The sequence below is a fragment of the Thalassotalea litorea genome (genome assembly GCF_043642205.1).
In the GTDB taxonomy this organism is placed as follows: Bacteria; Pseudomonadota; Gammaproteobacteria; order Enterobacterales; family Alteromonadaceae; genus Thalassotalea_A; species Thalassotalea_A litorea.
Genome location: NZ_JBHZSG010000021.1, coordinates 1 through 26,934, shown reverse-complemented (window position 1 = coordinate 26,934; position 26,934 = coordinate 1). Strand labels below are relative to the sequence as shown.

The 26,934-nt window shown below is 44.6% G+C and carries 28 protein-coding genes; 11 read left to right on the top strand and 17 right to left on the bottom strand.

The genetic code is table 11. The features are described 5' to 3' along the window. Window positions 1–57: 57 nt before the first annotated feature. The 4 genes from pta to ACHUFQ_RS10610 form a co-directional block, all read right to left on the bottom strand. A complete protein-coding gene (gene pta / locus ACHUFQ_RS10625; protein ID WP_394175411.1) occupies window positions 58–2,163 on the bottom strand; it encodes a phosphate acetyltransferase in 2,106 nt (701 codons plus the stop codon). Then, window positions 2,163–3,365: an acetate/propionate family kinase gene (locus tag ACHUFQ_RS10620; RefSeq protein ID WP_394175410.1), complete on the bottom strand. Its 1,203-nt coding sequence runs from the start codon at window positions 3,363–3,365 to the stop codon at window positions 2,163–2,165. Before ACHUFQ_RS10620 ends, pta begins: the two co-directional genes overlap by 1 nt. Before the next feature lie 204 nt (window positions 3,366–3,569). After that, on the bottom strand, window positions 3,570–4,556 hold the full coding sequence (locus tag ACHUFQ_RS10615; RefSeq protein WP_394175407.1) for a universal stress protein: 987 nt from the start codon (window positions 4,554–4,556) through the stop codon (window positions 3,570–3,572). Between the two features lie 126 nt (window positions 4,557–4,682). Next, on the bottom strand, window positions 4,683–5,702 hold the full coding sequence (locus ACHUFQ_RS10610; RefSeq protein WP_394175406.1) for a helix-turn-helix transcriptional regulator: 1,020 nt from the start codon (window positions 5,700–5,702) through the stop codon (window positions 4,683–4,685). 137 nt (window positions 5,703–5,839) lie between these two features. Here ACHUFQ_RS10610 and ACHUFQ_RS10605 point away from each other — a divergent pair, with 137 nt between their 5' ends. The 3 genes from ACHUFQ_RS10605 to ACHUFQ_RS10595 all read left to right on the top strand — a co-directional run bounded on the left by ACHUFQ_RS10605 (window position 5,840) and on the right by ACHUFQ_RS10595 (window position 10,025). Continuing rightward, window positions 5,840–7,444: an FAD-binding dehydrogenase gene (locus ACHUFQ_RS10605; protein WP_394175405.1), complete on the top strand. Its 1,605-nt coding sequence runs from the start codon at window positions 5,840–5,842 to the stop codon at window positions 7,442–7,444. 18 nt (window positions 7,445–7,462) lie between these two features. Beyond that, window positions 7,463–9,199, top strand: coding sequence for a thiamine pyrophosphate-binding protein (locus tag ACHUFQ_RS10600; protein WP_394175403.1), 1,737 nt, complete (start codon window positions 7,463–7,465; stop codon window positions 9,197–9,199). A 289-nt stretch (window positions 9,200–9,488) separates the two neighbouring features. After that, the gene (locus ACHUFQ_RS10595; RefSeq protein ID WP_394175402.1) at window positions 9,489–10,025 is read left to right on the top strand and encodes a hypothetical protein; all 537 of its coding nucleotides are present in this window, start codon (window positions 9,489–9,491) and stop codon (window positions 10,023–10,025) included. A gap of 258 nt (window positions 10,026–10,283) precedes the next feature. Here the strand turns inward: ACHUFQ_RS10595 and ACHUFQ_RS10590 are convergent, their stop codons facing one another. From ACHUFQ_RS10590 to ACHUFQ_RS10575, 4 genes are all read right to left on the bottom strand, one after another. Further along, window positions 10,284–10,676, bottom strand: coding sequence for a hypothetical protein (locus ACHUFQ_RS10590; RefSeq protein ID WP_394175400.1), 393 nt, complete (start codon window positions 10,674–10,676; stop codon window positions 10,284–10,286). Window positions 10,677–10,853: 177 nt separating this feature from the next. Further along, on the bottom strand, window positions 10,854–11,318 hold the full coding sequence (locus tag ACHUFQ_RS10585) for a VOC family protein (protein WP_394175398.1): 465 nt from the start codon (window positions 11,316–11,318) through the stop codon (window positions 10,854–10,856). Next, window positions 11,302–11,622 (bottom strand): antibiotic biosynthesis monooxygenase family protein, encoded by a 321-nt coding sequence (locus ACHUFQ_RS10580; RefSeq protein WP_394175397.1) that lies wholly within the window; start codon window positions 11,620–11,622, stop codon window positions 11,302–11,304. Before ACHUFQ_RS10580 ends, ACHUFQ_RS10585 begins: the two co-directional genes overlap by 17 nt. Continuing rightward, window positions 11,612–12,100 carry a nuclear transport factor 2 family protein gene (locus ACHUFQ_RS10575; RefSeq protein ID WP_394175395.1) on the bottom strand — a complete coding sequence of 163 codons (489 nt, stop codon included), beginning with the start codon at window positions 12,098–12,100 and terminating at the stop codon, window positions 11,612–11,614. The genes ACHUFQ_RS10580 and ACHUFQ_RS10575 overlap by 11 nt, the downstream gene beginning before the upstream one ends. Before the next feature lie 123 nt (window positions 12,101–12,223). Between ACHUFQ_RS10575 and ACHUFQ_RS10570 the strand changes: the two genes are divergently transcribed. Continuing rightward, window positions 12,224–12,706: a YchJ family protein gene (locus ACHUFQ_RS10570; protein ID WP_394175393.1), complete on the top strand. Its 483-nt coding sequence runs from the start codon at window positions 12,224–12,226 to the stop codon at window positions 12,704–12,706. Window positions 12,707–12,741: 35 nt separating this feature from the next. On the opposite strand, the gene ACHUFQ_RS10565 is transcribed toward ACHUFQ_RS10570, so the two are convergent. From ACHUFQ_RS10565 to ACHUFQ_RS10535, 7 genes are all read right to left on the bottom strand, one after another. Beyond that, the gene (locus tag ACHUFQ_RS10565) at window positions 12,742–13,212 is read right to left on the bottom strand and encodes a hypothetical protein (RefSeq protein WP_394175392.1); all 471 of its coding nucleotides are present in this window, start codon (window positions 13,210–13,212) and stop codon (window positions 12,742–12,744) included. Window positions 13,213–13,322: 110 nt separating this feature from the next. Next, complete coding sequence (locus ACHUFQ_RS10560) at window positions 13,323–14,468, bottom strand: ABC transporter permease (protein WP_394175391.1); 1,146 nt, start codon at window positions 14,466–14,468, stop codon at window positions 13,323–13,325. Further along, window positions 14,465–15,412 (bottom strand): ABC transporter ATP-binding protein, encoded by a 948-nt coding sequence (locus ACHUFQ_RS10555; protein ID WP_394175389.1) that lies wholly within the window; start codon window positions 15,410–15,412, stop codon window positions 14,465–14,467. Before ACHUFQ_RS10555 ends, ACHUFQ_RS10560 begins: the two co-directional genes overlap by 4 nt. Further along, window positions 15,409–16,341 (bottom strand): HlyD family secretion protein, encoded by a 933-nt coding sequence (locus tag ACHUFQ_RS10550; RefSeq protein ID WP_394175437.1) that lies wholly within the window; start codon window positions 16,339–16,341, stop codon window positions 15,409–15,411. Before ACHUFQ_RS10550 ends, ACHUFQ_RS10555 begins: the two co-directional genes overlap by 4 nt. 63 nt (window positions 16,342–16,404) lie before the next feature. Continuing rightward, a complete protein-coding gene (yegS, locus tag ACHUFQ_RS10545; protein ID WP_394175387.1) occupies window positions 16,405–17,316 on the bottom strand; it encodes a lipid kinase YegS in 912 nt (303 codons plus the stop codon). After that, the gene (locus tag ACHUFQ_RS10540) at window positions 17,316–18,632 is read right to left on the bottom strand and encodes an ATP-binding protein (protein WP_394175386.1); all 1,317 of its coding nucleotides are present in this window, start codon (window positions 18,630–18,632) and stop codon (window positions 17,316–17,318) included. The genes yegS and ACHUFQ_RS10540 overlap by 1 nt, the downstream gene beginning before the upstream one ends. A gap of 3 nt (window positions 18,633–18,635) precedes the next feature. Next, window positions 18,636–19,352, bottom strand: a complete 717-nt coding sequence (locus ACHUFQ_RS10535) for a winged helix-turn-helix domain-containing protein (protein ID WP_394175384.1) — start codon at window positions 19,350–19,352, stop codon at window positions 18,636–18,638. Between the two features lie 439 nt (window positions 19,353–19,791). Here ACHUFQ_RS10535 and xthA point away from each other — a divergent pair, with 439 nt between their 5' ends. Further along, window positions 19,792–20,607 carry an exodeoxyribonuclease III gene (gene xthA, locus ACHUFQ_RS10530; protein ID WP_394175382.1) on the top strand — a complete coding sequence of 272 codons (816 nt, stop codon included), beginning with the start codon at window positions 19,792–19,794 and terminating at the stop codon, window positions 20,605–20,607. Between the two features lie 24 nt (window positions 20,608–20,631). Further along, window positions 20,632–21,444: a 23S rRNA (guanine(745)-N(1))-methyltransferase gene (rlmA, locus tag ACHUFQ_RS10525; protein WP_394175380.1), complete on the top strand. Its 813-nt coding sequence runs from the start codon at window positions 20,632–20,634 to the stop codon at window positions 21,442–21,444. Between the two features lie 91 nt (window positions 21,445–21,535). On the opposite strand, the gene yfbV is transcribed toward rlmA, so the two are convergent. Next, entirely contained in the window at window positions 21,536–21,973 is a 438-nt protein-coding gene (gene yfbV / locus ACHUFQ_RS10520) for a terminus macrodomain insulation protein YfbV (RefSeq protein ID WP_394175379.1), read from the bottom strand. Window positions 21,974–22,764: 791 nt separating this feature from the next. Between yfbV and ACHUFQ_RS10515 the strand changes: the two genes are divergently transcribed. Continuing rightward, a complete protein-coding gene (locus ACHUFQ_RS10515) occupies window positions 22,765–23,151 on the top strand; it encodes an ACT domain-containing protein (RefSeq protein ID WP_394175377.1) in 387 nt (128 codons plus the stop codon). Here the strand turns inward: ACHUFQ_RS10515 and ACHUFQ_RS10510 are convergent. Then, window positions 23,148–24,146: a hypothetical protein gene (locus ACHUFQ_RS10510; protein ID WP_394175375.1), complete on the bottom strand. Its 999-nt coding sequence runs from the start codon at window positions 24,144–24,146 to the stop codon at window positions 23,148–23,150. The genes ACHUFQ_RS10515 and ACHUFQ_RS10510 overlap by 4 nt on opposite strands. Before the next feature lie 240 nt (window positions 24,147–24,386). Between ACHUFQ_RS10510 and ACHUFQ_RS10505 the strand changes: the two genes are divergently transcribed. The 4 genes from ACHUFQ_RS10505 to ACHUFQ_RS10490 are packed head-to-tail and all read left to right on the top strand — an operon-like array spanning window position 24,387 to window position 26,739. Continuing rightward, window positions 24,387–24,743, top strand: coding sequence for an ArsC family reductase (locus ACHUFQ_RS10505; protein ID WP_394175373.1), 357 nt, complete (start codon window positions 24,387–24,389; stop codon window positions 24,741–24,743). Further along, a complete protein-coding gene (gene dapE, locus ACHUFQ_RS10500; RefSeq protein WP_394175371.1) occupies window positions 24,736–25,875 on the top strand; it encodes a succinyl-diaminopimelate desuccinylase in 1,140 nt (379 codons plus the stop codon). The genes ACHUFQ_RS10505 and dapE overlap by 8 nt, the downstream gene beginning before the upstream one ends. 1 nt (window position 25,876) lies before the next feature. Then, window positions 25,877–26,539 (top strand): M15 family metallopeptidase, encoded by a 663-nt coding sequence (locus tag ACHUFQ_RS10495; RefSeq protein WP_394175369.1) that lies wholly within the window; start codon window positions 25,877–25,879, stop codon window positions 26,537–26,539. Between the two features lie 32 nt (window positions 26,540–26,571). Beyond that, window positions 26,572–26,739, top strand: a complete 168-nt coding sequence (locus tag ACHUFQ_RS10490; protein WP_394175367.1) for a DUF2897 family protein — start codon at window positions 26,572–26,574, stop codon at window positions 26,737–26,739. The last annotated feature ends 195 nt before the right edge of the window (window positions 26,740–26,934 follow it).

Sequence of the window (26,934 nt, the reverse complement as noted above, 5' to 3'; positions counted from 1 at the left end):
TGAAAGAGAGAAAATGAAAAAGGATCAGAGCCGTTTACAGACTCTGATCCTATATCGTTATTCGCCAGCCTGAATTGCCGTCAAAGCGATGGTATAGACAATATCATCAACTAAAGCGCCACGAGATAAATCATTCACCGGCTTATTCATCCCCTGCAACATAGGTCCAATACTGACAAGATCGGCAGATCGCTGTACCGCTTTGTAAGTGGTGTTCCCGGTATTAAGATCCGGAAAGATAAATACCGTAGCCTTACCCGCAACCTTACTGTTGGGCGCTTTTTTCTTAGCCACATTTTCCATTACCGCAGCGTCATATTGAAGCGGTCCGTCAATTAACAGATCCGGGCGTTTCTGCTGGGCAATTTTGGTGGCTTTGGCCACTTTCTCAACATCCTGTCCAGTACCCGATTGCCCGGTACTGTAGGAAATCATCGCCACTTTAGGCTCTATACCAAATTTTGCCGCGGAATCGGCGGACTGGATCGCAATATCGGCTAACTGCTCAGCGTTAGGATCTGGATTAATCGCGCAATCGCCATAGACAAACACCTGCTCAGGCAACAGCATAAAGAACACCGACGATACTAACGACGTGCCCGGCGCCGTTTTGACTAATTGTAGTGCCGGACGGATCGTATTGGCCGTGGTGTGCACCGCGCCGGAAACCAGGCCATCCACTTGGCCTAATTGCAGCATCATCGTACCAAGTACGACATTATCTTTCAGCTCTTCACGAGCAACAATATCCGTTAATCCCTTGTGTTTACGAAGGTTTACCATGGGCCCGACATAATTTTCTCGGATAGCCTCAGGCTCGGTAATAATGACCCCAGGAGGAAGAGTGATACCCTGCTGCTCCGCTATTCGCAGAATTTCTTCCTTATTGCCTAACAGCTGACAACGGGCAATATTGCGCTGCGCACAGATCGCCGCAGCTTTGATGGTTCTCACTTCATTTCCTTCTGGAAGCACCACCAGCTTATGGGCTTTACGCGCTAACTCTGTCAGTTTAAATCGAAACGCTGGCGGCGACATTAGCCCCTCTTTGCCATCTTGCACTTCAAACTGACTGACCCAGTCATGATCCAGATTATCGGCAACATAATCCTTAATTCGGTTCATGCGCTGTTCATCTTCTTCTGGAATTTCCGGGTTATAGCTCATCAAATGACGTGAAGTCTGCCAGGTATCCCAAGGTACGGAAAGTACCGGCAATCCCGTATCAAACGCTTGCTGACAAAGTTCGAGCACTTTCCCTTGAGGCTGAATGCCATTGGTGAGCAATAAAGCGCCCACTTTGGTGCCATTCATGGCTGATAAACAGGTGGCAATAATAATATCGGTGCGATCACCGGGGGTTACAACCAGGCGGCCAGCTGCCAGATGACTGGTGAGGTTGGCGACAGTACGAGCACAAAAACTGATCGAGCGAATGCGACGATGTTCAATATCGCCACGGTTTACGATACTCGCCTGCAAATATTGGCAAACATCTAAAACTCTTGGCGCGACTAAATCAATTTCCCAGGGAATGGCACCAATCAAATCAAATTCCGGACGATGAAAAATAGCTAAATCCAACCAGGGTTGCGGGTCAAATTCGCGATTAATGTCAGTTTCCCGGGGTAATAACCCAAACACATCTTTGTCCGGCGAGTTCAGTTTATTGATCACACATCCCAATAACCTGCGATTTTCCAAACCGCCAAACGTTTTCGCACTGACATCAATTCTGTCTTCAAATTCTTCCGGAGTGTCGGTGTCCGGTGCCGCCACTAAAATCACATCGGCCGATAAGGTTTGCGCCACCAATTGATTAATACGTGCCGCGTAAGGTTGGCGTGTGGTTGGTATTAAACCCTCGATGACTAACACATCCTGATCATATTGCTGACAATTGCCAACAATCTCTTCAAGCACCACATCCTGTTGCCCTTCCCCAACCTGTTCTTCCAAGTAAGACAAAGAAATAGAATGTTGATGTAGCGTACTATTTTTATTGTTGTTTTGAGTTTTCATGACGCTTCGAGACGGTTGATCTATCGGCTTGAAATAACCAACATTAACACCAAGCTGCTGAAGCTTATGATAGAAACCATAGGAAACACTACTAAGGCCAACGCCAAAGCCGACCGGGACGAACATAATACGACGAGCCATTAGCTGCCCTCATTAATTAATTGATAGGTTTGTTCGGCGATAACCCATTCTTCATTGGTCGGGATCACCCAACAGCCGGTATGGCCGACTTTGCCAATATTGCCACATTTGCCAAACCGGGTGGCCTCATTGGCTGTGTCATCAATCAACACATTCAACAATTTAAGACGATTGACAACCCGTTCACGCACCAAGGATGAATTCTCGCCGATGCCGCCGGTAAATATGATACCGTCAAGCTTGCTTAAACTGGCACTGTAACTGGCGATAGTTTTGCTGATTTGATAACAGAAGATATCCATCGCCAGTTTCGCTTTTTCATCGTCTTCGTTTTCCATGGCTTGTTCAAGTGTCCGACAGTCGTTACTCAACTCGGATATGCCCAGTAAACCACTTTCTTTATTTAGCAGGTCATCGACCTGTTCAATGCGATAACCGAGCTGCTTGCATAGGTGAAAAACGATCCCCGGATCCAGGCTACCACTGCGTGTTCCCATCACCAGCCCCTCTAACGGTGTCAAACCCATCGAGGTATCGACACATTTACCATGGTCAATGGCTGCGACCGAACATCCGTTACCTAAATGGGCCGTGATCACAGACGTACTATCGATGGATTGCTCATTTAGCTCTGCAAATTTTTTACTGACAAAATAATGACTGGTGCCATGAAAGCCGTAACGGCGAATGCTGTGCTGCTCGTATAGTTTGTAGGGTAAGCCATATAAATATGCCGTTTTCGGCATGGTTTGATGAAATGCCGTATCAAATACGGCAACTTGCGGGAGATGATTAAACGCTTGCTTTGCCGCTCGTATCCCTATCAAATTGACCGGATTATGTAAGGGGGCTAACGCTGAGAGCGCGTCAATGGTGCGCTCGACCACTTGTGTTATCAATTCTGGTGTGCTGTAGTTCTCGCCACCATGTACCACTCTATGGCCTATCGCCAGCAAGCGCTGTTCATATTTGTGTTGATACAGAAAAGATACCAAATGGGATAAAGCACTTTGATGATCAAAGGGCTCTGGTAAGCTAGACCTTGTTTTCTCACCTTGAATGTTAATGGTAATACTGGCATCTGCCGACAGCAGTCTTTCTGCAAGTCCTGTTAATAAGGTGTCGCCACTTTCGGGCATAATCAAAGAAAATTTTAATGAAGAGCTGCCACAGTTAATGACCAACACACAATCTTTTGTCATTTCAGACATCCTGTAATTGCTAAGAATGATTAAATTTGTTTATTGAGTTTTCTCTATCGTTTTTTATAGAGTTGCGGTTTGAACCCGTGCGAGTTTGCATAAACCTTAGTATAGCGTGCAGTGTAACATTCAAGTTTGATCTGACTCAAAGCTAACTTGGATTTCAACCACTTGTTATGGCTGATATTTTTTCAGCTTAACCCATCACAAGGCTACCGGTGATACAAACCCCTGGGGTTTTACGGCAATGACCGATTGTTGCAGTTGTAAAAGAATATTTTCCGCGGTATTGCCCATAATAAAGCCAGCAATACCCGTTCTTGCTACCGTGCCCATAACCACGAGGCTGGCGTCAATCTGCAGCGCGTATTCAGCAATTTTCTTGCGCGGCGATCCTTTTAACGAAATCACTTTAGGTTTGATGTATTGCTCGACATCATCCCCTAACAAGCTATAAGTGTGTTCAAGCATTCTGTTTAGAGATTCATCGTGCTGATGTTTCAGATCATCAACATACCGATCTACCTGGTCTGTTGCCGTCCCAATTAGTGGGCCACGCATACTACTTTCATAATTGGCCGTCCAAACGGACAAGAGATGCAGTTCAGCGCCTTCTGCCAATGCGATCGATACCGCAATTTCAATCACACTAAAATTTAATGACTGCCGGGTTTGTAGTTCCTGTTCGGGATAATCTTCACTGGCATCAACCGTTGCAAGGATAACCGGTTTCTTATCACTGTTTTCATCACCGGTTAATTTTTGCTGTACCAACCAAACCGGAACTGGGCACTTGCGCATCAAACGCATATCTTCACTACCAAATACCCGATTCAAGAGCCCCTCATTATCGGCGGCTTTAACAACCAAATCGTATTTAGCCGCCATCGCTTCTTTAATTACCTCGATAAATGGCATACCAAGCAGCAATTTATGATGCACCTCAACCCCCTCGGCATAGTCACCAAGACTATCGAGCAGATTTAGGTGCGCCTGCATCATTGATTGGTAGAGGTCCGAGTCTTCAAACTCGCTGCTAATTAGTGCTTCGGTATTTAGGATGCTGGGAAGTACAGAGGCAATGGTGACGCTTGCTTGCGAATTTTTCGCCATGATTAAGGCTTGCATTAGCGCATTGCGATTGTCATTTTCTTCGTTGTAGATAAATAAAAGTTTACTTGGAAGCCACACGGTATCGTCACCTAACCTTAACAAATATGTTAAGTCTATATGCGGATGTTAGGCATCGCCAATCAACAGAAAAACGAATCAAATATTGGTCGAAAAACACCGATTAAAGTTACGCGTAACCATTGGTTAGATATGGGCGTTTGGGGAGGAAAGCGAGCGCAGTTGTGCCTTTGAGCCAATATTAAGTTTTTGATAGATGCGATAGAGATGATTGGAGACGGTTGAAGGGGAAAGATTCAAAACCTGAGCCGCCTGTTTAAATGTCATCCCTTGATTAATCGCCGCCACGACCTGCTTTTCGCGATTGCTCAAAATATCCAGTGGTCCATTTGGCCAAAGTTCTACAATAAACAGCTCATTAAAATCCGTGACTTTTAATTGCAGGTTGTCACCTGCAGCAAACTCTTCAATGGCGTTTGGTGATTGCAGCTGTTTGCTAAACGTAGCCAATAAATCATCCGGTAAGCGATCATAGCTTTTCCCGGGATCAGGATAATGTTGCTCCAGTAAATCCAGCATGCTCGATTGCACCTGATGAAAATAGCCCTGACTATCACAGATACCTTTGTGACTAAGAGCAGCGCTGTCAGGTTGCTGTTCTAATGTAATAAACAGCGCGTGCTCTGCACTTTTTAGCAAATGGTACAAAGCAATTGACTGATTGGCTTTATCGGCTGCTGAGAAAGGTTTATCTCGTTCAAAGCGATACAAGGTTAACAAAGTGAATAAACCGCTGCGCTCATCAAGATGCATGGAAGCGAGAATGCGTTCAATACCTAACGGTTGAAAACATTGTTGATAAATTTGAGACTGGTAAAACGCCTCGTCATCAAGTAAGTCCTGCATATCAATGGGCTTACCAAGATTGCTTAACAATACATCCGCCATTGGATTAATGGCCAGATATTTTAATAACCGCTCAGATAGTTGTTCAGGAACGTTAAACCGGGTGCGATTGTGAAAAGTTAAGGTTTGCTGATGGCCATTACTCCAAATGGCGCCATCAAAATCAATAACGCCTTGTAATTGTGCCAATGCCCAATGGCGAAATTCCTGCAATTCAATGCGACTGGTTGCCGTATACAAGCGGGAAATGAGTTGTTGCATCGGCAAGGCCATTGCAGCGTTTAAGTCTTGTGTGATCATGAAATGACAACCATTGGGTAATTTTTACTATAGCGCTGTGGCGCACATTTATTATTATGAAGTTAATCGCATTATGTCTTTCTGGGCGAGTTCACGCAACAGACAGGCAAATTCGTTAAAGATCTAAAAGGTTTTCTATGCAAAAAAAAGCTGATGTCATCATCATAGGCGCGGGTATTGCGGGTTTAACCTGTGCGTTAGAATTGCTGCGTAAAGGCAAGACAGTACATATTATCGATGCCCAGGGTGAAGCGGAGATTGGCGGCCTTGCGCGTTGGGCGTTCGGTGGTATGGCTTTAGTCGGCACCCCGGAGCAAAAACGCAATGGTATAGTCGACACGCCAGACATTGCCTTGAAAGACTGGCAGGCATTTGCTGATTTTAGCGAACAGGATGTGTTTCCCAAACAATGGGCGGAGTTTTATGTAAACCGCAGCTATCAGGATGTTTACTGTTACCTTCGCGATTTGGGGATCAAATTTTTACCTGCGGTTAACTGGGTGGAGCGCGGCTTGTTTTCTCCCGGTAATTCCGTGCCCCGTTACCATGTTATCTGGGGCACGTCGTTAGAACTGGTAAACGTGGTTCTATCGGCTCTAAAGCCCTTTCAACAGCAGCACAAACTTACCTTTGATTTTCACTGTAAAGCCACCGAACTTATTCATCACGAAGACAGGATCATCGGTTGTATCGCAAGGTCTGGCGATGGCCAGATTAATGAATTTATCGGCTCGCAGTTAGTGGTTGCGACAGGAGGCTTTACCGGAAATATCGAAAAGGTGAAAGCAAACTGGCCGGCACACTGGTCACCCGCTCCAGATACGTTACTGAACGGAACACATCCAAGCAGCGATGGTGCCATGCATGATGAAGTGAATCGTCATGGTGCTCAGCTAACCCACATGGACAAAATGTGGAACTATGCGGCGGGCATCCCCCACCCTAAGCCGCACTTTGAGGGACATGGTTTGAGTTTGATCCCATGTAAATCAGCCCTTTGGCTTGATTATCAGGGAAAAAGGATCGGACCGGATCCTTTGGTAACAGGCTTTGATACCAACTATCTTTGCCAGCGTATGGCGGATCAGGAAAAAGGTTATGCCTGGCATGTTCTTAACTGGAAAATAGCCAGTAAAGAATTTGCCGTTTCCGGCTCTGAACACAATGTGATGATCCGCGATAAGAAGTTTTTAACCTTCCTCAAAGAAACTGTGCTCGGTAATCATCGATTCGTCAAAGAAATGCAGGATAGCAGCGATCATTTTATCGTTGCGGATAATCTTAGCGAGCTTTGTAATGCAATGAATAAGCTTGCTGGCACCCAAGATATCGACCCCGTTGTGCTGCAACAAACCTTAGATGATTACGACGAGATACTGGCGCGTCCCGAGAGTCAGTGGAATGATGATCAAATTCGCCATATCGAGCACGCCAGAAAATGGAAAGCCGATAAGCTAAGAACCTGTAAGCCACATCCGATTCAGGATGAAAAACATGGTCCGTTGATTGCCATTAAAGTGGCTCTGATTTCCAGAAAAAGCTTAGGCGGCATTCAGACCAACCTCAGTTCTCAGGTACTAGACTCATCCCAGCAGCCTATTCCAGGCTTGTATGCCGTTGGTGAAGCGGCGGGCTTTGGCGGCGGTGGCGCCAGTGGTGCAAGGTCGTTAGAAGGAACTTTCCTGTCAGGATGTATTCTAACCGCACAACAAGCAGCACGTGCGATTACAACAAACGAATAACAATTTATAGGATTAATGATGAAGAAAACAGGTGCCTGGTTAGCACGTTACGCCATGGAACAGGTCGGCGTTAAATACACGTTTGGGATACCGGGCGTGCATAATACCGAGCTTTATGATGAGCTAAATAACTCAGAGCAAATCACTCCGTATCTGGTAACCCATGAAGCCCATGGTGGCTTTATGGCTGATGCCATTTCCAGAACCACAGATGGCATTGGCTCTATGTTAATTGTCCCCGCTGCAGGTATCACTCACGCTGCAAGTGGTGTTGCCGAAGCGTATCTTGATGGTATTCCGATGTTGGTAATATCCGGTGGCATCCGTAATGACTCTAAATTCGATTATCAATTACACCAGCTGGATCAGTTAAAGCTGGTTGAGGGTTTTACCAAAGCGCAGTTTAAAATTGCCACCCATGAAGACATTATCGATACCATTTATAAGGCTTATGATATTGCGATAAGTGGTGAGCCAGGTCCGGTTTTTGTTGAACTACCGGTAAATCTGCAATTGGATAAAGCGGCGATTACGTCTCTGCCTTCCTATGTGAGAGTCGCAAAAAACGACCTTTCTGATGCACAAATGACGGCCATTCGCTCTGCTGCACAAAGTTTATATCAAGCGAAAAATCCCGTAATCTTTGCTGGTTGGGGCGCCGTCGGTGCATTTGATGAGTTGGTAAAAATTGCCGAACATATTGGTTCTCCGGTTTCCACCTCTTTACAGGGGATCAGTGCTTTTCCTGCAAATCATCCGATGCATGCAGGTTTTTGTTTCGGTCCGGCGGCAGCCGATGCACCGCAAAAAGCCTTCGCCAAAGCCGATTGTGTACTCGCAATTGGAACCCGATTTGCAGAAATCGCAACAGGTAGCTTCGGTGGTGAACTTCCTGATGACCTCATTCATATTGATATCAACCCAGAAGTATTCGGTAAAAACTTTCCCACCCAAATTGCGATTGAAGGCGATGCGCAGCAGGTAGCTCAAGCGCTTTTGACTGAATTACTGGCACAGGGTGATGGCAAAGATAGCAGTGCAACTGCTGCGGAAATTGCCGCTAACAAGGCCGCATATCGTAAAAGCTGGTACGATCATGACAGCAAAGAACGCGTTAACCCTGCCCTGTTCTTCGATGAATTACGTAGCCAATTAGATGATGATGCAAATATCGTTGTTGATGATGGCAACCATACGTTCTTATCTGCTGAGTTAATGCCGATTCATAAAGCCCGAGGATTCATCTCGCCAACAGATTTTAACTGCATGGGTTACGCAACGCCTGCGGCGATTGCCACCGCTTTTGCTCACCCAGAGCAGGAAACCGTCGCCATCGTTGGCGATGGTGCGTTTATGATGACCTGCATGGAACTGGCGACTGCCGTAAATAACGAAATCGGTGTCATTATTGGTGTCTTTAACGATGGTGAGCTATCCCAAATATCTCAGGCTCAACAAATTCCATACAACCGTAAAACCTGTACCGTTTTGCCACAGACAAAACTGCAAGGCATTGCCATAGCTACCGGTGCTGATTATGTCAGAGTAGAAACTAATGACGATCTTAACGTTGCCATTAGCGAGGCAAGAGAATTAGCCAAGCGCAATCGCCCGGTGATTTTGGATATCAATATTGATTACACAAAAGCCACGGCATTTACCCAAGGCATCGTAAAAACCAACTTAAAACGCATGCCACTAGGTACTAAAGTGCGAATGATTGGCCGCGCCATCTATCGTAAAATCACCGATTAAGCGATAAACAAAACCAAAAGGCTAGCAATGAGCTAGCCTTTTTTGATCTCAAACTGCAAAACTAACTAACGAACAACTAAACAACAACTCACCAGCAAACACAAAAACTCGCAGACCACAGCACTGTGTTTTGTCAACTCTTCAGCATATACGAAAACCGATAGCCCAAAGCCTCGTATATTGTCACCTTGCACTGTTCGTATATTGTCACCTTTGAATCTGTCACTTCCACCTTCCACCTCCTCCATCTTCTTCCACTCACTTTTTATCAAAAAAACGCTTGCGTTTTGTGCAAAAATTAAATACTGTACATTCATACAGTATATTTGCATTTAAGGAAACACAGATGATTAACGCAGCAAAAAACATTAACAAAGAAACTCTGCAAGCTATTGAAAATAAAGCTTTAGTGACAAGTTCTGGTCTAGTTTCATCGGCAGCAAATGTAGTTCCGTTTCCAGGTAGCAACTTCCAGAAAGGCGAAACAAGCCAGCTAGTTTGTTCTTGGAAAGGTGTGTATCAACAAAATTTAATTCGCCATCAAAGTGACAAATGGGTGATGGTAATTAATGCCAACAAGGCTCAACTAAAGGCATTATCGATTCTCGAAAACACCAACAATATGTTGGCAGTTAACCCGAAAAAAGAAGTGAAATTTGCGACCCTAATTAACACAATTAAAGCCGGGAACTGTTCAACATTAATGATTGCAGATCAGCAGTTCAGTGAACAGCAATTACGTTTGCTAACGATAACCGCGGAGCAACACGATTGTCGTTGTATTGTGATTGAAGAAGAAATGAATTTAATGGCAGTGGCGCACTAATCTAAAAGAAAATTCCAAGTGCGTTTATTACTACCGCTAAAGAATTATTATTGTGGTCTGAGGCTTTCAATGACTTTTGTACTTACCCAATAAATATTTGATAGTAAGCTACCCTCTTCGTCATCGCGGCTAAAAAAACAAATATTTGCCATCAGGCGTTACGCTTGGAACCGTTTCATTGAAAATCTCAAAGACTCTATAAAACCAAAGTGTTTACTGAAAAGAATATGGAGAATTTCGCTCAAAAGTATTCCAGCGTTAATTTTTTTCTAAATACACATCCAACTCGAAGGTTTCGTAGGAACATGTGGTTTCGATAAAGGTAATTTCTTCGAAGGATTGACTGACGAACCCAGCCTTTTCAACAAGGACATCGTGTCCAACCAAATCATAACCACCAACAATGCTATTGGTGTTTTCACAATCACTAAGTGCAGAACCATAAATGGTTTCTGAATTGTCAGGACTGGAAATGGTTACGATGGCGTCACAGACATTGGGTGCTTCCATGTCCATATCATAGAAATTCACACTTATGGCTGGGATTACGACGGGTTCGACAATGGTTGGACATTCTTCGGTGCCATCCTTGCTACCACCACAGGCAGACAAAACAGCAGCTGACGCTAAAATCAAAATACTACGAACCATGAAACAATCCTTGTTTATTATCAGATAGTTACGAAACTCATCATACCTATTCCGGTGATTAAGGTAGACCACTTAAGCATGCATATTATTTAAGCTGACAAACAAATGATTTGCTTTGCCTATATCGATGATAATGGGGACACAGTCATCAACCAATAGGCACTAACCTAATGATATTTATGGATATTGTTTTTTGGAAATTGACTCTGACCCCATGAAGATTTCTGAATCATCGTTGAAGGATTTGAATTCTAATGGCTTGCCGCTGACATCCAGTACAAACATGGTTTGCTGCTGGCCGCTTTTGCCTTCATACCGGGTTTGTGGTTTGACAAGAAATTCCACATTCGCGTTCTCTAAGCGTTCGGCTAACGTATTAAATTGCTCACTCGTTAATAAACAACCGAAATGTGGAATAGGTACATCGATGCCATCGACTTTATCGATAAAATCCAGTGATTCAACTTTGCCAAGGTGCCCTGATAGTTGATGCCCCAAGAAATCAAAATCAAAATCAAAATCAACCCAGGTCTCGGTCGAACGCCCTTCTTTGCAACCCAGAATATCAATATAAAACGCTCTGGTGCTTGCTAAATCTTTCACCTTAAAGGCGTAATGAAAAGGATTAATCTTGGTTTGCAAATTTATACTCCCGCTCAACATGCACAACCTGGACGCGATAATCCGAATACCAACGCTCCTGCCCTAGCTTTTGAGCTTTTTTATGTAATGGGTGTTGTTTCCAATCTAGGATATGTTGCTTTGATGGCCAATAGGAAATCGCGACCTCTTTATCCCCTTCAGTAACTGCATTAAATTCTAAACAGCTAAACTCCGCGAAAGCCAGATCTCGTAAACGATTTGCCATTTGCAGGTATTGGTCATCGACTTGCTTCATGGTGGCGGTAAATATTACCGCATAAACCTGCTCAGTGTTAATGGTCATAACTCACCACGCGGGTAATTTTCCAGCCCTGATCTGTCTTTTTCCAGATGTGTAAGAACTTGAAGGTACCACAGTCATTTTTACCATTTGCCATATGACAAAACTGATGTGAACCGGTTTGAATCGCACCAAAATCTTTAATGGGATGTACTTCAAAGTCCTCACTGATCAAACGCCTGGTTGGACTATCTTCCCGGCTCAACAAATTGCCGGTATTAACAACATTCTGTTGGTAATGACTAAGGCCCCCGGTATCGTGATAAAACTCAAGATCTTCACTGAAATAATGAAGCACGCCTTCAGCATCTTTCGCATTAAAGGCGTTAAACAAGCCTTGATCCTGCTGATAAATCTCTTTCGCCAATGCTGGGTTAACCTGCTTGGAAAAATCGATATTCGGTGTTCCATTATCCTTGGCATATGCAATGGCTGGAAATTGTAAAAACAAGATTGCGAATAACAACTTGTTGAGTTTCATAATGACTCCATCAATTAAGTTCAATGGTTTCCTATCCAACGTAGTTATGTTGCTAGGTTCTAACATTTATCAGGCTAATACTGATACAATGTGCGCTATATCTATCTGTATTAAGTAATTTTAATGTCTCAAATCTGTCCTTGCGGTTCCACCCGAAGTTACGCCGATTGCTGCCAACCTTTGCACCTTGGACAAGCCGTTGCAGAAACTGCTGAACAGCTGATGCGTTCTCGTTATAGCGCCTATGCCTTAAAACTAGCACCTTATCTGGTGCAAACCTGGGCTCAACAAGAGCGAGCCAACAATTCACAAGCGGACATTCAAGAATGGGCAGAACAAACCATCTGGCTAAAGCTTGAGATCATTTCTACTGACTACAGTGCTGATAATTTTCATTTTGTTGAATTTAGCGCTCAGTATCTGCATCAGGGCAAACGATGGTTAATGCAGGAAAATTCTCGTTTCTGTCTGGAAGATGGTCAGTGGCGTTACCTCGACGGCGACGTTAAAGAACACCAACTACTTCCTGAATTAAAACGCAACGATGCTTGTCCTTGTGGCAGCGGTAAAAAATTCAAAAAATGTCATATGCTGCGCATCGACTGATGTTCAATTTCGCTTTTTTTCGTTGTTCAAGCGCTCTACTGGCGTTGCCAATGTTCAAGCTCTACCCGTTTACCCTGCTCGTCGAAACGTTCAACAATCCATAAATCCCCTTCCATTCGAAAGGTAAACACGTAGCGTTCATCAGGGTTTTGAGTAAACGACGCTAAGGTCAACGTTTCCTGGTACTGGTTTTCATCGACCAAATAGGTCCCTGCACCCGACGCCCAAAACTTGCCATTGGCCATACTAATAAAACTAAAGTGCTTGTCATCTAACACCTTTAATGCGGTCATTTTTAAATCCGCATAGCGTTTAACTTCGCCGCTCTCATTAACGTATTCACCGTCAATTAACTTCCAGGTACCCTGCAACGATTTATGATTTTGCCTGTCTGCATGAATATCTGATAGATAAAAGGCAGGAGATTTTACCGATGTAAATAGCGCGGATATCAATAATACTAACAACAGATACGCCAGGTTTTTGAGGGAGGGTTTAATACTCATAGCAACGGTGCATCCATGTATCAGGCAATTTCTACTAATGCTTAACCTACTGGAAAAGCAGTTATTTTACAATCTGAAACTGTAAGCGAAATGAAAAACCGGATAACGGCTTAATCCAGGCTTTTTTTAAACCTGAGCGCTGCGACCATCAATCCAATCACGGTAAAACCAGCCAGCCAATATAAATCAAATGTCATTGTAAAAAGCTCGACATCACGCAACACAACGCCGCGAATTAGTCGCATAAAGTGGGTAGCGGGAAGTGCTTCTGCAATCAACTGCGCGGCTCTGGGCATACCTTCATAAGGGAACATAAATCCAGACAATAGTATTGAAGGTAATAATACAAAAACTGTCATCTGCATCGATTGCAATTGGTTCTTCGCAATAGTAGAAATGACCAGTCCAAGCACCAAAGATGCTGCAATGAATAACAGTGTGATCCCCGCCAGCGCCAACATACTGCCATTAATCGGTACATGAAAAATAAAATAGCCCAAACTGAGGATCAGCGACACCTGTACCAGACCGATAAAAATATAGGGAATAATTTTCCCTAACATAAGTTCAATGGATTTTAATGGTGTATTGATCAATAACTCAAGGTTACCTTGCTCTTTTTCCCGTACAATCGCTGCCGAAGTAAACATGATCATCGTCATGGTTAAAATTACCGCTACCAGGCCAGGGACGATATTCACCACGGTTCTTTGTTCAGGGTTATACAGCAAAGTGACTTCAAATGTAGGTGTGCTGCGATTGGCAGGTTTGCTCATCAATTCTGCTAACGGCATATTTCGCAGGCTTTTGATGCTTGCCGCAATCATGGTATCTGAGCCATCCGTCAGCCACTGTGCAATCGGCCTGGAGGTTTCCTGATCGGTGGATGGCGGTGTTGCCATACCTACCGCCTGATGCCTGACCAACCTTTGGCTAACATCGGTTGGAATAATTAACACCGCCCGCACATCCTGACTCGCGATAGCATCTTGGGCTTGCTCTACCGTGGCATATTGCTGGGTAAACGCCACCACCTGCGTTGCCGTTACCGTTTGCACCAATATCCGGCTTAACGCTGTTTGGCTTTGATCAACCAAACCTACCGGGATATGGCGAACGTTAGTGTTTATCGCAAACCCGAATAGCAACAACTGAATTAACGGGATCATCACTACCATGCCAAACGTCATACGGTCTCGTTTTAATTGCATCAATTCTTTATAAAAAATCGCTTGAATACGATACAAAAAATTCATTGTCGGCCTTCCCCTGTGCAGGTGACAAAGACATCCTCCAAACTTGGCCGTACCATGACCAAAGAGCTCGCCTCCGCTTCTAACAATACCGAGGTTAGATGTTCTTTGGGTTTGGCAATGGTTTTATCAATCAGTACCCGTAAACGGGTACCTAACTGTGCCGCACTGATCACATGGGGGGTTTTTAGCAAATGTTGTTTTAATGGCCGGATACGTTCACTTTGCACTTCAAACACATTCGCGTTCATTTTTGCCATTAACGCTTCCGGACTCCCATCAGCTCGCTTAATACCCGCTTCGAGGATCGCCAGAGCATGACAGCGTTCGGCTTCATCCATGTAATGAGTCGATACTAAAATACTGGTGCCCGATTCACTCAAATCAAACAGTTGCTCCCAAAAATCCCGTCGAGATTCCGGATCAACGGCAGATGTGGGTTCATCGAGAAATAACAATTCGGGTTGATGCAAAACGGCAGCAGCTAACGCCAGACGCTGGCGTTGTCCACCACTCATACTACCGGCAAATTGATTGGCCTGGCCCGTCAGATGGTAAATATTCAAAAGCTCGTCAATACGACGCGTTTGGGCTCGGCCATGAATACCATAGACTTTGGCAACAAAGCTCAAATTTTCCTTTACCGTAAGATCTCGATACATAGAGAAGATTTGCGTCATATAGCCAATATGATAACGCAACTTGTTAGCCTGTTCGGGCAATTTCAGGCCAAGCACATCAATATCGCCATAGGTCGGTGTCAACAGTCCGGTAAGCATTCGAATAGACGTAGTTTTGCCGCAGCCATTTGGCCCTAAAAAGCCATAGATTTTGCCACGTTCTATATCCAAATCGAGATTTTGAATGGCTTTAAGTGAACCAAAGTCCTTGCCCAAGCCACGGGCTTTGATGACGAGCTCTTTATCTCCCTGAGGAGGATTACTCATGGTAAATCGACCTGTACTGGAATACCGCTCGCCAGATTTTGGTGTTCGTTTGAAAGCTGGATTTCTGCCAGGAACATTAACCGCGCTCGTTCATCCTGGTTTAACGCATAGTAAGGCGTAAAGGCTGGTTCATGAGAAATCCAGCGGACCTTGCCCGTTAACGTTTTTTCCAGACCATCGACATGCATGGTTAGTTCATCACCCACCGAAATTCTTACCCGATAAGGTTCGGGCACGTAGACTCTGGCATAGGGCGCATTGCCCGCCATAACAATGGCAAGGGGGCTGCCCATGGTAACCCGCTCCCCCAGATTCCAGGGTAAGTTATCTAAAATGCCATTGCGGGTGGCGCGAATGGTTAAATCTTGCAATTTCTTTTGTTGAGAAAACAACGCGGCTTTGGTGGCATCCAAATGTGCTTCTGCCATTTGAATGTCCTCGGGTCGCGAACCATTGGTAAGTTCACGAAGCTCTTCTTCGGCAGAATCTAACGCAGCTTGGTCAGAATCGCGTTTCGCTAACGCTCTAGAAAGATTCGCTTTCGACATCAGATTTTGTGCCGCTAACTCCTCTGCCCGCAGGTAGTTAGCCTGACTATCAACCAAGGCTGCTCGGTTGCCCGCCACTTTAGCACTGGCGGCGGCAACCTCTTCTTCACGGGCTCCATTACGAAGTTTATCCAGATTTGCCATTGCTTCGGCAACATCGGCATGGGCTCTGGCAACTTCCGCTGTTTGTGCAGTATCGTCGAGTTTGGCCAGTATCGTGCCTTTTTCTACCATGCTGCCTTGGGCGACTGGCAACGCCACCAAGACTTCATTAATGGTCGCCGTATGAGCAATACGATCCCTTTCCAGGGTGCCCAGTGCAACGTTAGACCGGCGCTGTTCACACCCTGATATTAAAAACACGACGACAACCATTAGCACATTTTTCAATCATGCCTCCTAACAGTGCGAAATTTTAGAAGTTTTCAATAAAGTCTAGTTAATTTATGACGTTAGAAGCGGACATTTTTCTGGTAACACCAGAGAAATTTGCGCTTTACATACCGAGAATGTAATTTCCTTCTCGGTAATAGGCTCACCGTCTAGGTTTACTGGCATCGCTTCCTTCGAGTGCCATATCACCGATTCGGTCTGTAAACGTTTTACATAGCGGCCCTCAAACTGCGCTTTATCCTGAATATCCAATAATTCAGAGATGACATCGGATACCGCTTCAACGGGAAAGTCATTAATGGTTACCACATCAAGCAATCCATCATTGATAAATGCCTGAGGCGCTAACAGCTGCCCACCACCGGCCTGCCTGCCATTGCACACTGCCGCAACAATGACATCCATATCTTCTGAGGTATCATTGACTTTAACGGTGCCAGGAAATGGCGTGAACTTAACCGCTTGGATCAATCCGGACAAAGTATAAGCGCCACCACCGAGAAAATTCTTTAACGCTACCGGGGTTTCTGTCGTAACCTGAGCGCCAAACCCGCCACTGGCAACATTGATAAAATAATGATCATTGGCCTTTGCCACATCGACCCAATGCACCTCTCCCGTTGCCGCTAACGTTAAAGCCTCCTGCAAATCTTCTGGTATCATTGCAGCACTGGCTAAATCGTTGGCTGTACCCAACGGCATGATCCCCAATTCAGGTCGCTGCTCTTTAGCAAGCGCCATTAATGCTGCAACTGTTTCTTTTACCGTGCCATCTCCGCCACCGGCGATGATACGCGACACCCCTTCTGCACTGGCTTCTTGTACGAAGCGATGAATATCACCGCCCTCAAACGTCACCCGTACATCAAGGTCGAAACACTTACGGCATTCACGGATAGCAGCTCTTACCGCATCCAATCCTGCTTTTTTTCCGTTTAAAAGTAATCGTACAGGCATTGTCATTATTCATCTTCCCGGAATGTTTCTAGTTGCCCTTGCTGTTTACGGGGCCAGGTGAGTAGAAATTTAGCACCGCCAAGGGGAGAATCTTCAATACTGGCCTTGCCATGGTGCCAAATCATAATTTTGTTGGTGATCGCCAGTCCTAAACCCAAGCCCCCCGTATCTTTACCCCGACTTTGGTCAAAACGTGAAAAAGCATCAAAAATAACCTTTTTAAATTGGTCATCCACTCCATCACCATTATCTTCAACACATATCTGGCAATACTGATTATCAGCCGTAACGGAAACCAATATCCGATCCTTGGTATATTTAATGGCATTCTCGATTAGATTAGATACTGCCCGATTGAGAAAATGTGGGTCATATTCTATCAACAGTTCAGATTCCGGTGGTTTTAGCTCCAATGAACCATCGAAATGCAATGCTGCGCTATGAACTTGATGACGTAGTAGCTCGGTCAGATTGCCCATCGAAAAGCTCAGATTCGGTTGTTCGTTTTCAAACGACGCATAAACCAGCATTTCCTTGACCAGGATCTCTAGCTCATTGATATCGTTTGTAATATTTTCTATATATTTATCACGATCGCTATCATCGCGGGCAGCTTTTAATACCTCAAGAGAAAAGCGACTGCGCGCTAGCGGCGTACGCAATTCATGGGCGACGGCATTGGTAAGTTCTTTGTGTGATGTGACAAGCGAATTAATGCGCCCCGACATTTTATTGAAAGTTTGCGCTATCGGGCGAATGACTGCGGAACGGGTATTTAACACTTTAGCGTTAAAATTTCCCCGAGTGAATTGCTGTAAGGCTCGATCGAACATGGTCAAGTCTCGGGAAATCGGCCAGATCCAAACAAATAACACGAGACCAAGAGACATAATGATAAACAGCCTGATAATGGCTGCTGTTCGCGGCCGGGTCGGCGATTTCACCGGGCCTAACACCAGCACCTTATCTTGCTCTTCCATGACATGAAATAAGGTTATGCGCTTGTCATCGTAATAAACGCTGATGTTATCAAACACGATATGGTTCGAATCGGGTGCTATCAGGTGAATATTGGCCCTGTCTTCTACCTTTATTGGCAAGGCATACCGTAACGAAGCTTGCTCAACAATGTCAGGCCATTGATACACAGGCCGTTCAAGAAGATCTTCTTCTACCGCCCGTAATACTGTTTTATAGCCCGTATATGATTCGACATCCTGTTCAACCTGCATACTCCAGAATTCATCAAGAACCCAATTAAGAATACCCAGGCCAAAAATGATCACACAATAAAGAGCAAAGAATGAACGCCCTAAACTCATGGGTTAATCCCATGCATCAGCCACAAACAAGTATCCCTGGCCCCATATCGTTTTGATTCTGAATGGACTTTCATTGGAATCATGTAACTTTTTGCGCAGCCGCGAAATTCTCACATCAACACTGCGATCCATGCCATCATATTCACGTCCGACAACCGCCTTGTAGATATAATCACGGTTCTGAACTTCGCCAGCGCGATTGGCTAATAGCCAGAGCAAATCAAATTCCTGCGATGTAAGTTCAATGTTTTCTCCGTCAAGAATCACCTGTCGGGAGTTTTTATTCACGTATAGTTTGCCACAGGTAACCTCGCCTTTATCCTGTGCGCCCTGAGCCATCCGTCCCCGACGCAGCAGCGCGTGGATGCGCGCTAACAACACTCTGGGTTCAACCGGTTTCGCCACGTAATCGTCAGCGCCAATTTCCAACCCCAGAACCTGATCAAAGTCGGTACTTTTCGCGGTGAGCATCAAAATAGGGTTTTGATACGTCATGCGTAAATCCCGGCATACGGTAAAGCCGTCTTTACCCGGAAGCATTACATCTAGCACAATGAGATCCGGAGAGAATGTTTCCACCACCTTTTCTACTGTATCACCGCGAAACTCCTGCTTTACATGGAAATCTTCGGCAACTAAAAAATCTTTGATCAGATCGGATAATTGGCGATCATCCTCGACAAGCAATATTTTCGTTAGGCTCGCTGGACTTTCTGACATACCTTTTCTCCTAAAACCGGTTGCTATTGACCGGCCTTGATGAAAACTTTAAACAGGGTTCGCCCCCATTTAATAGATTGGTTGAGATAAAATACAAGTTTAGTCTCAAATTCTGGTTATATTTAAATCTGTTAAAAACTTATTCGTCCCAGAACCCTAACAATGACTCGTAAACACGAAAGAATGCCAGAGACCAAAATGACTGTAGGTTGAAGCAATTTCCTTATCGTTTCAGCTAACGGCCTATGTTTCAGAGTATCCTTTATCTTTCTCTATGTTTCTTCCGTTGGTTTTTTCCCCGTGATAGAATTGCCGGCACTCAAAATCAATGCATTAACCGCAATTTTTCCAGTTAAGCCGTCATCTTGCTAAGCCCCCTGACGGGTTCATAACAAGCGCACTTGTAACTGTAAAAAATTTCGACAAAGAAGGACATGCCATGAAAGTTGTTTCATTTAATATCAATGGGTTGCGAGCACGACTACATCAACTCCAAGCTCTGATTGACAAGCATCAGCCAGACGTTATTGGTCTGCAGGAAATCAAAGTACATGATGAAGCCTTTCCACTAGACGATGTTGAAGCGATGGGGTATCACGTCTATTTTCATGGCCAGAAAGCCCATTACGGTGTCGCTATGCTATGTAAAAACCCAGCGAAAAACGTCCAGAAAGGCTTTGCGACGGATACCGAAGACTCGCAACGGCGAATGATCACGGTAACCGTTGCCGATGAACAGGGAAATGATGTCACGATTATGAACGGCTATTTTCCCCAGGGTGACAACATCGCTCATGAAACAAAATTCCCATACAAACGTCAGTTCTATAAAGATTTGATGACGCACTTAAATGAACATCATCAAAATGACGAACAAATCGTCGTTATGGGCGATATTAATATCTCGCCGACGGATTTAGACATAGGGATTGGTGAACCGAACCGTAAACGCTGGTTAAAAACCGGCAAATGCAGCTTTCAACCGGAAGAAAGACAATGGCTGGCAACATTAATGGATTGGGGCTTTGTCGATACCTTCCGCGCACTAACGCCAGAGGCTACGGAACGATATTCCTGGTTTGATTATCGTTCACGCGGTTTTGACGACAACCGTGGTCTGCGGATTGATGTGGTATTAGCAACCCCGGCACTGGCGAAAAAATGCATCGAATCTGATATCGATTATGAGCTACGCGGCATTGAAAAACCGTCGGATCACGCGCCAATTTGGGCAACATTTAACACCAGTTCCTAACAGAATTGGTGTAGGAACCCTGTTATGCAAAATCCACACTATCGTTGTCCGCTGTGTCAAAACCCATTGCACCTGCACGCAACAACCTTCAGGTGCGAAAATAATCACAGTTTTGATATGGCTAAAGAAGGCTATGTTAATCTGCTACCGGTGCAGTTTAAGCATTCCAAAGACCCGGGCGACAACAAACAAATGGTAAATGCTCGTCGGGCGTTTCTGGAACAGGATTTCTATCTGCCACTGCGAAACAAACTCGTCACTATCTATAAAGAAGCCGTTCAATCCACTGAGCCTAACGTGCTGGATATCGGTTGTGGCGAAGGCTATTACACCTCGGCCCATAAAACCCCCGGCAACCAGGTTTATGGTATCGATATCGCCAAAAACGCCATCCGCATCGCAGCAAAAAAATATCAGGATTGTCAGTTTAGTGTCGCGTCTATCGCCCAACTGCCATTTGCCGATGCATCCATCGACTGGGCATATTCGGTTTATGCGCCCATTAAAGTGGAAGAATTTCATCGGATCATCAAAACCGGTGGTGATTTAGTCGTGGTTTCTCCAGGCGAAAAACATTTGTGGCAGTTAAAATCGCTTATCTACCGAACCCCACAACCCCATGATGAGTCGCCACCTCAAATGCCGGGTTTTGAATTGATTGAACAAACCCGACTAGCCTATGAGATGAACATGGCAAATATTGAAGACAGATTTAACCTGTTAGCCATGACCCCGTTTGCGTTTAAATCTTCCGACGCATTAACCAAAGCATTGACCGATGCTCAGCAGTTTACCTGCGAAACCGATTTTATTATTCGGCGCTATAAACGCCATTGATGTGTCCAGAGACGGCACAATAAAGGCACGGTGAATGTGTTAACAGGGATGAGTGAGAGCGTTGTTTTGCTCAGTTTCGATAAACTCGATGTTAATGCTTCATCGTTTTATAGGAATAATCGAGTAACTTGGCAAGGTCCATAAAGCTAGGCTTTACCCGCTTAAAGTTGACTTTGCCTGACTCATCCGCATGCTGCTGTATGCGCTCAACACCCTGTTTGTACCAGTTTGCCAGCGAGGGTGGTAAAGTTTGCTTCGACTGGTTGGCCATAAATAACAGCGCCTGAATCGGCAAAGACGCGATGAACAGGGCATACACTGAACTTGTGTTGAGATACTCACTGCCAAACGCCATAATCGGCACGAACAGAACGATCAAAGCCAGAGGCAGACAGTATTTTTTGGTAAATCGACATGCTACAACCGCTTGATATTGGGAAAAATAACGACCGAGCTCAACCCGCTCCGGCCAAAGTTTTACGTAGTCATTACCCAGTTTTAATTGCTGCATCAAGGAAGTTTTCATCATCACCCATTCACTAACGCTTTCTGACTGTTCGAATCAATCCTTCAGGCGATAGGCCATAAAAGAACCGTGTCGAACCCTTTAATAGTACATGATATGACAGATAAAGTTGATAAATAGTTGCAAATCATTGTTCACAAATGCCGGCAAACCTTAAATCTGGCCAAGGCTAATACCAATTCCGCTTTTTATTTTCCCTCTCAGTGAGAATTTAAAATGCTGTTTGGCAAGGCGTTGATTGCCAACAATGGTCGCTCCACTATCTCAAAATCGGCCAAAATCAGTAACGCTGTATTCAAGCCTTTAAAACTCACCTGAAGGGAGTTTACCTTAAGGCCCATTTACGGCCCTAACTCTGAGATGTGCACAAACTTAATGTGATTGGGATAAAGGCTACGACAACCATTACAACAATCGGGTGGTACGGATAAAAGCGGTAATAGCTACAACATTGTTGTGAATTTGTAAAAATTTGTTCGAAATACAACCAAGAGAAAATATCCTTTTAATCCAATGCATTAACGCGTATAGCAGAGCTTATTCACAAGGCTACCCACAGCAGGTGTGGATAATTATCGAGAGGATATCCATTTCATCCACAATCACCACATCAGCAACCTGAAACCACAGTATCGTCTATACGCATTGTTAACATGTCAGGAACAACCGCTGAAGGATAAAGCTTGCGGCAATTATTACCCGGGCGTGGCGCGTTAAATACTGCAAGTTGCATTTCATCCTCAATAACGAAACAATGGCTCAACATATATATTAGCAATTGTTGTTTATCCCCTATGACCAAACAAACCCTGCAATTACTTGAGGACGTATTCGACATCCACAGTTTCGAACAAGACTCCCCGATTCCGGCACAGGTATTTTCAGCTTCCGTTTTTTTCATTGCTAAGACTTATGAAGAGTTATCCGTTGTCGTACCCAATACCCTGGCATTAGACAGCCAGGAAATGGAAAGCGATTGGCGGGCTTTGGAAGTGTTAGGACCGCTGGGTTTTTCTTTAACCGGTATCATGTCAAATATATCCGGCGTACTTGCGGCTGAACAAATCAGTATCTTTGCAATATCAACCTTCGATACCGATTACATTTTAATTAAACAGGATAAAGTGCAGCAAGCCATCAACGCCTTGCGCGCTGACGGCTACATGGTGATCCAACCCTAGAAACGCCAGCCTGCGTTTAAATAGAATAAATCTGTTTCGGTTTCAAAGTTGTACAAATACTCGATGCCAAGATAAACACCGTTATCAAATCGATACTGATAAGCAGTTTGTGCTCTCCATGAATCCAAACTGTCTCGCCCTGACGTGTCCAAGTAATTATATGTGGCTCCGATACTCCAGTTCGGAGTGATAAACCAATCGGCAGCCAAATCAAAGTGATGATAATTGATACTCCTGCCTCCACCAGAACTGATTGGAATGCTTAGCTCTGATACATTGCGCACATCGTAATAGCTATACACACCCTTAAAATTTACACCTTGATTGTCAGATAACTTGAGATAGTGGGTGGCGTCTAGGCGAACTATGTAGCTTTCAGTTTCTAAAGCCCGAGTATCATTTGTAGATCGAAAGTGAACGGCAACTGGAGGAACACCTGCAAAACGTTCAAGCGTGTTATAAAATCCGGGATCAAAAAAAACTACACCTAGATAATCGCTTGCTGATGCTGAGCTAGAGACTCGTTCGTCATCTTTTGAATAGAACACTGAAGTGCTGACACTGGTATACTTGCTGAAATCGTACCCGCCCCAAATTTCAAACGAATAGGTATCTAAATCAACGCTGTCGAACAAGCTCTTCATGTCAAAATAGGATACTTGGCCACCAAGATACCAATCGTCAGTCAAATACGCCTCTCCTGAAACTGCAAAAATATCGGCTCCGGAACCAGTGACCCAGTTAGCATTCACAAAGCCAGTTTGTGCCAATTGTTCAACGAGTAATACAGGAATCGTGCTGTCATCAACTTGTTCGAAGTAATAGCGATAACCAACAATATCCGAGCCTTGTAAGCTAAGCGTATTATCTATGTTGTAGTAACTCACTTGATGTTGAAAACCAGCAGAAGCGTTTTCTTCTGCGTTAGCCGATATCGCAAACGGCAAAGAGGACAATAGCGCTGCGGACGCCAAAGGGTGTTTAAATGCTTTCATTATTTTCCTTAATATCATTACGTTCACAGTCCTTTGGGGGCTAAATAAACTACGAAACTCTTAATAGCGCCAACAATAAAAGCATATTAAACAGTAATTTACAATAGTTCACAAGCGCTTAATATGGAGTTTTTTCCAAAAACTGATAATCAAATTTTGCCTCACCTTATTACTGCGAAGCCAGCAAGAATATGGTTTAATAAAGCCAGTCAAATCAAACAACAAGAGCAGTAAGGAACTATGAAACAACCTGTCGTCTATGGTATCCACAATTGTGACACCGTGAAAAAAGCCAGTAAGTGGTTGGAACAAAACGGTATTGATTACCAATTCCATGATTTACGAAAAGATGGTGTTAGTTGTGAGCTAATTCTCGAATTTGTTGAAGGTAATGAGTGGGATAAATTGCTGAATAAACGCAGCACCACATTTCGCCAACTGGAAGACAGCGTTAAAGCTCAACTTGAAACCAGCGCTGGCGCAGCCGTGCTTGTCGAGCACCCCACCTTACTGAAAAGACCTCTGTTAAAAACCGCCGGTCAGTTTCACCTAGGCTTTAAGGCCGATCAATATCAGGATATTTTCGCCAATGAGTAATCTACCAGACGTGATTGAATTGGCCTGTGATCTGATTTCCCGCGAATCTGTCACTCCTGAAGATGCCGGTTGCCAACAATTAATGGCGAGCCGATTGGCGCCTTTGGGATTTAATAATGAATCCATGGTGTTTGAAGATACCACCAACATGTGGTCGCGCCGGGGCACTGAAAAGCCGGTGTTCTGTTTTGCCGGCCACACCGATGTTGTGCCGACCGGGCCGTTAGATAAATGGCATACCCCGCCATTTGAACCAACCATTAAAGACGGTGTTCTCTATGGCCGTGGCACCGCCGATATGAAAGGCTCATTGGCGGCGATGGTAGTCGCCACCGAGCGTTTTGTAAAAGATTATCCTGATCATAAAGGCTCAATTGCATTTTTGATCACCAGTGATGAAGAAGGTCCGTTTATCAATGGTACCACCCGCGTCATTGATACCCTTGAAGCGCGTAACGAGAAAATTGACTGGTGTATCGTTGGCGAACCTTCCAGTACCAATGAAGTTGGCGATATTGTAAAGAATGGTCGACGAGGGTCGATTACCGGTGATTTGACCGTGCACGGCATTCAAGGCCATGTGGCCTACCCTGAACTGGTCAAAAACCCGATTCATGATGCCGCGCCAGCACTGGCGGAACTGAGTCAAACCGTATGGGATCATGGCAACGATTACTTCCCTCCCACCAGTTTTCAGCTATCGAATGTTAATTCCGGGACTGGCGCCACCAATGTCGTGCCCGGCGAGTTACACGCCATTTTTAATCTGCGCTATTCTACCGAAATCAACGATCAGCAAATCATCGATAGAGTCACCAATATCCTTGATAAACATCAACTGAACTATGACATAAAATGGACCTTCAATGGCCAACCATTTATCACTGGTGAAGGTTTATTGCTAAATGCCGTTACCGATGCCATTTTTACCGCCAATGGGCTGCGCACCACACCTTCCACCGCAGGTGGTACATCCGATGGCCGTTTTATTGCACCAACCGGTGCTCAGGTTGTTGAGCTCGGTCCATGCAATGCCACCATTCACAAAGTCAACGAACAGGTAAAGTGTGAAGAATTGATGCAGCTAACTGACATGTATTACCACACCTTAGTGAATTTATTGGCGAAATAGCATGACTCCAGAACAGCTGACAGGAAGAACTCAACAACATATTACTTTTATTGAAGGTAATATCGGCTTGCATCATCAAGTGGTTGAGCCCTGGCAGGCGTTGCAGGCTGCGGCCGCCCGCGATGGATTCAATTTACACATTGCCAGTGGTTTTCGATCGTTTGAGCGCCAGCTTGGTATCTTTAATGCCAAACTGAGCGGTCAGCGTCCGGTACGGGATATCAACAATGGCAGAGTGGACCTGAACGCATTGCCTATGAATGAGAAAATTCATGCCATTTTACTCTATTCAGCATTACCCGGAGCCAGTCGCCACCATTGGGGTACTGACATTGATGTTTTTGATCCGGATTTATTAGATGGCGCATCGTTGCAACTTGAACCCTGGGAGTACCAGGATAATGGTCCGATGGCTCCACTCAATGCCTGGCTGGAATGCAATATCGAACAGTATGGATTTTATAAACCCTATGCTTCGTTCAGCGGTGGCGTTGCCCCTGAGCCCTGGCACCTGTCCTATGGTCCATTGGCAAAGCAATTTGAACAACAACTGACTGTTGAAATATTGTCTCAATGCCTGGCAGACAACCCAACGGATGCTGTCGATGACGTTGCAAACTTGTTACCTTCAATCGTGACAAGGTATGTTAGAATAACGGCTTAATTCCACTAAACAAATATTAGAGCTGGAAAATAATGAGTACTTGGTTAATCGTCCTGATCATTGTTCTGGGCCTCGGCATCATCATTGGCAACCTGTCGATGCTACAAAAAAGCGCGCACCCGATCCGCAAAAAAAGTTTGAATGACCTGGAAGAGACGTTGCCGCGTGGTGGCGATCGTAACAAAAATTCCAAAACCTAACTAAGCAATATGCGTTAATAGCGGTAGGCGTTAATAGCGATGCTGATTAAAATATATGCTGCAGAGCACATAAAACGATAAGAATATTAAAGACATAACCGGTTAATCCGGTATCGAAAGTAATACCAATCACATTAAATTATTGCTCACTCAGTGAGAATTTAAAGGCTTTTAGGCAAGGCTTTGATTGCAGAG

What these genes read in the sequence shown, in the direction of transcription:
- pta (WP_394175411.1), bottom strand. Translation starts at nt 2,163, where the DNA reads ATGGCTCGTCGTATTATGTTCGTCCCGGTCGGCTTTGGCGTTGGCCTT.
- ACHUFQ_RS10620 (WP_394175410.1), bottom strand. Translation starts at nt 3,365, where the DNA reads ATGACAAAAGATTGTGTGTTGGTCATTAACTGTGGCAGCTCTTCATTA.
- ACHUFQ_RS10610 (WP_394175406.1), bottom strand. Translation starts at nt 5,702, where the DNA reads ATGATCACACAAGACTTAAACGCTGCAATGGCCTTGCCGATGCAACAA.
- ACHUFQ_RS10605 (WP_394175405.1), top strand. Translation starts at nt 5,840, where the DNA reads ATGCAAAAAAAAGCTGATGTCATCATCATAGGCGCGGGTATTGCGGGT.
- ACHUFQ_RS10600 (WP_394175403.1), top strand. Translation starts at nt 7,463, where the DNA reads ATGAAGAAAACAGGTGCCTGGTTAGCACGTTACGCCATGGAACAGGTC.
- ACHUFQ_RS10590 (WP_394175400.1), bottom strand. Translation starts at nt 10,676, where the DNA reads ATGGTTCGTAGTATTTTGATTTTAGCGTCAGCTGCTGTTTTGTCTGCC.
- ACHUFQ_RS10580 (WP_394175397.1), bottom strand. Translation starts at nt 11,622, where the DNA reads ATGACCATTAACACTGAGCAGGTTTATGCGGTAATATTTACCGCCACC.
- ACHUFQ_RS10575 (WP_394175395.1), bottom strand. Translation starts at nt 12,100, where the DNA reads ATGAAACTCAACAAGTTGTTATTCGCAATCTTGTTTTTACAATTTCCA.
- ACHUFQ_RS10570 (WP_394175393.1), top strand. Translation starts at nt 12,224, where the DNA reads ATGTCTCAAATCTGTCCTTGCGGTTCCACCCGAAGTTACGCCGATTGC.
- ACHUFQ_RS10565 (WP_394175392.1), bottom strand. Translation starts at nt 13,212, where the DNA reads ATGAGTATTAAACCCTCCCTCAAAAACCTGGCGTATCTGTTGTTAGTA.
- ACHUFQ_RS10560 (WP_394175391.1), bottom strand. Translation starts at nt 14,468, where the DNA reads ATGAATTTTTTGTATCGTATTCAAGCGATTTTTTATAAAGAATTGATG.
- ACHUFQ_RS10555 (WP_394175389.1), bottom strand. Translation starts at nt 15,412, where the DNA reads ATGAGTAATCCTCCTCAGGGAGATAAAGAGCTCGTCATCAAAGCCCGT.
- yegS (WP_394175387.1), bottom strand. Translation starts at nt 17,316, where the DNA reads ATGACAATGCCTGTACGATTACTTTTAAACGGAAAAAAAGCAGGATTG.
- ACHUFQ_RS10540 (WP_394175386.1), bottom strand. Translation starts at nt 18,632, where the DNA reads ATGAGTTTAGGGCGTTCATTCTTTGCTCTTTATTGTGTGATCATTTTT.
- ACHUFQ_RS10535 (WP_394175384.1), bottom strand. Translation starts at nt 19,352, where the DNA reads ATGTCAGAAAGTCCAGCGAGCCTAACGAAAATATTGCTTGTCGAGGAT.
- xthA (WP_394175382.1), top strand. Translation starts at nt 19,792, where the DNA reads ATGAAAGTTGTTTCATTTAATATCAATGGGTTGCGAGCACGACTACAT.
- rlmA (WP_394175380.1), top strand. Translation starts at nt 20,632, where the DNA reads ATGCAAAATCCACACTATCGTTGTCCGCTGTGTCAAAACCCATTGCAC.
- yfbV (WP_394175379.1), bottom strand. Translation starts at nt 21,973, where the DNA reads ATGATGAAAACTTCCTTGATGCAGCAATTAAAACTGGGTAATGACTAC.
- ACHUFQ_RS10515 (WP_394175377.1), top strand. Translation starts at nt 22,765, where the DNA reads ATGACCAAACAAACCCTGCAATTACTTGAGGACGTATTCGACATCCAC.
- ACHUFQ_RS10510 (WP_394175375.1), bottom strand. Translation starts at nt 24,146, where the DNA reads ATGAAAGCATTTAAACACCCTTTGGCGTCCGCAGCGCTATTGTCCTCT.
- ACHUFQ_RS10505 (WP_394175373.1), top strand. Translation starts at nt 24,387, where the DNA reads ATGAAACAACCTGTCGTCTATGGTATCCACAATTGTGACACCGTGAAA.
- dapE (WP_394175371.1), top strand. Translation starts at nt 24,736, where the DNA reads ATGAGTAATCTACCAGACGTGATTGAATTGGCCTGTGATCTGATTTCC.
- ACHUFQ_RS10495 (WP_394175369.1), top strand. Translation starts at nt 25,877, where the DNA reads ATGACTCCAGAACAGCTGACAGGAAGAACTCAACAACATATTACTTTT.
- ACHUFQ_RS10490 (WP_394175367.1), top strand. Translation starts at nt 26,572, where the DNA reads ATGAGTACTTGGTTAATCGTCCTGATCATTGTTCTGGGCCTCGGCATC.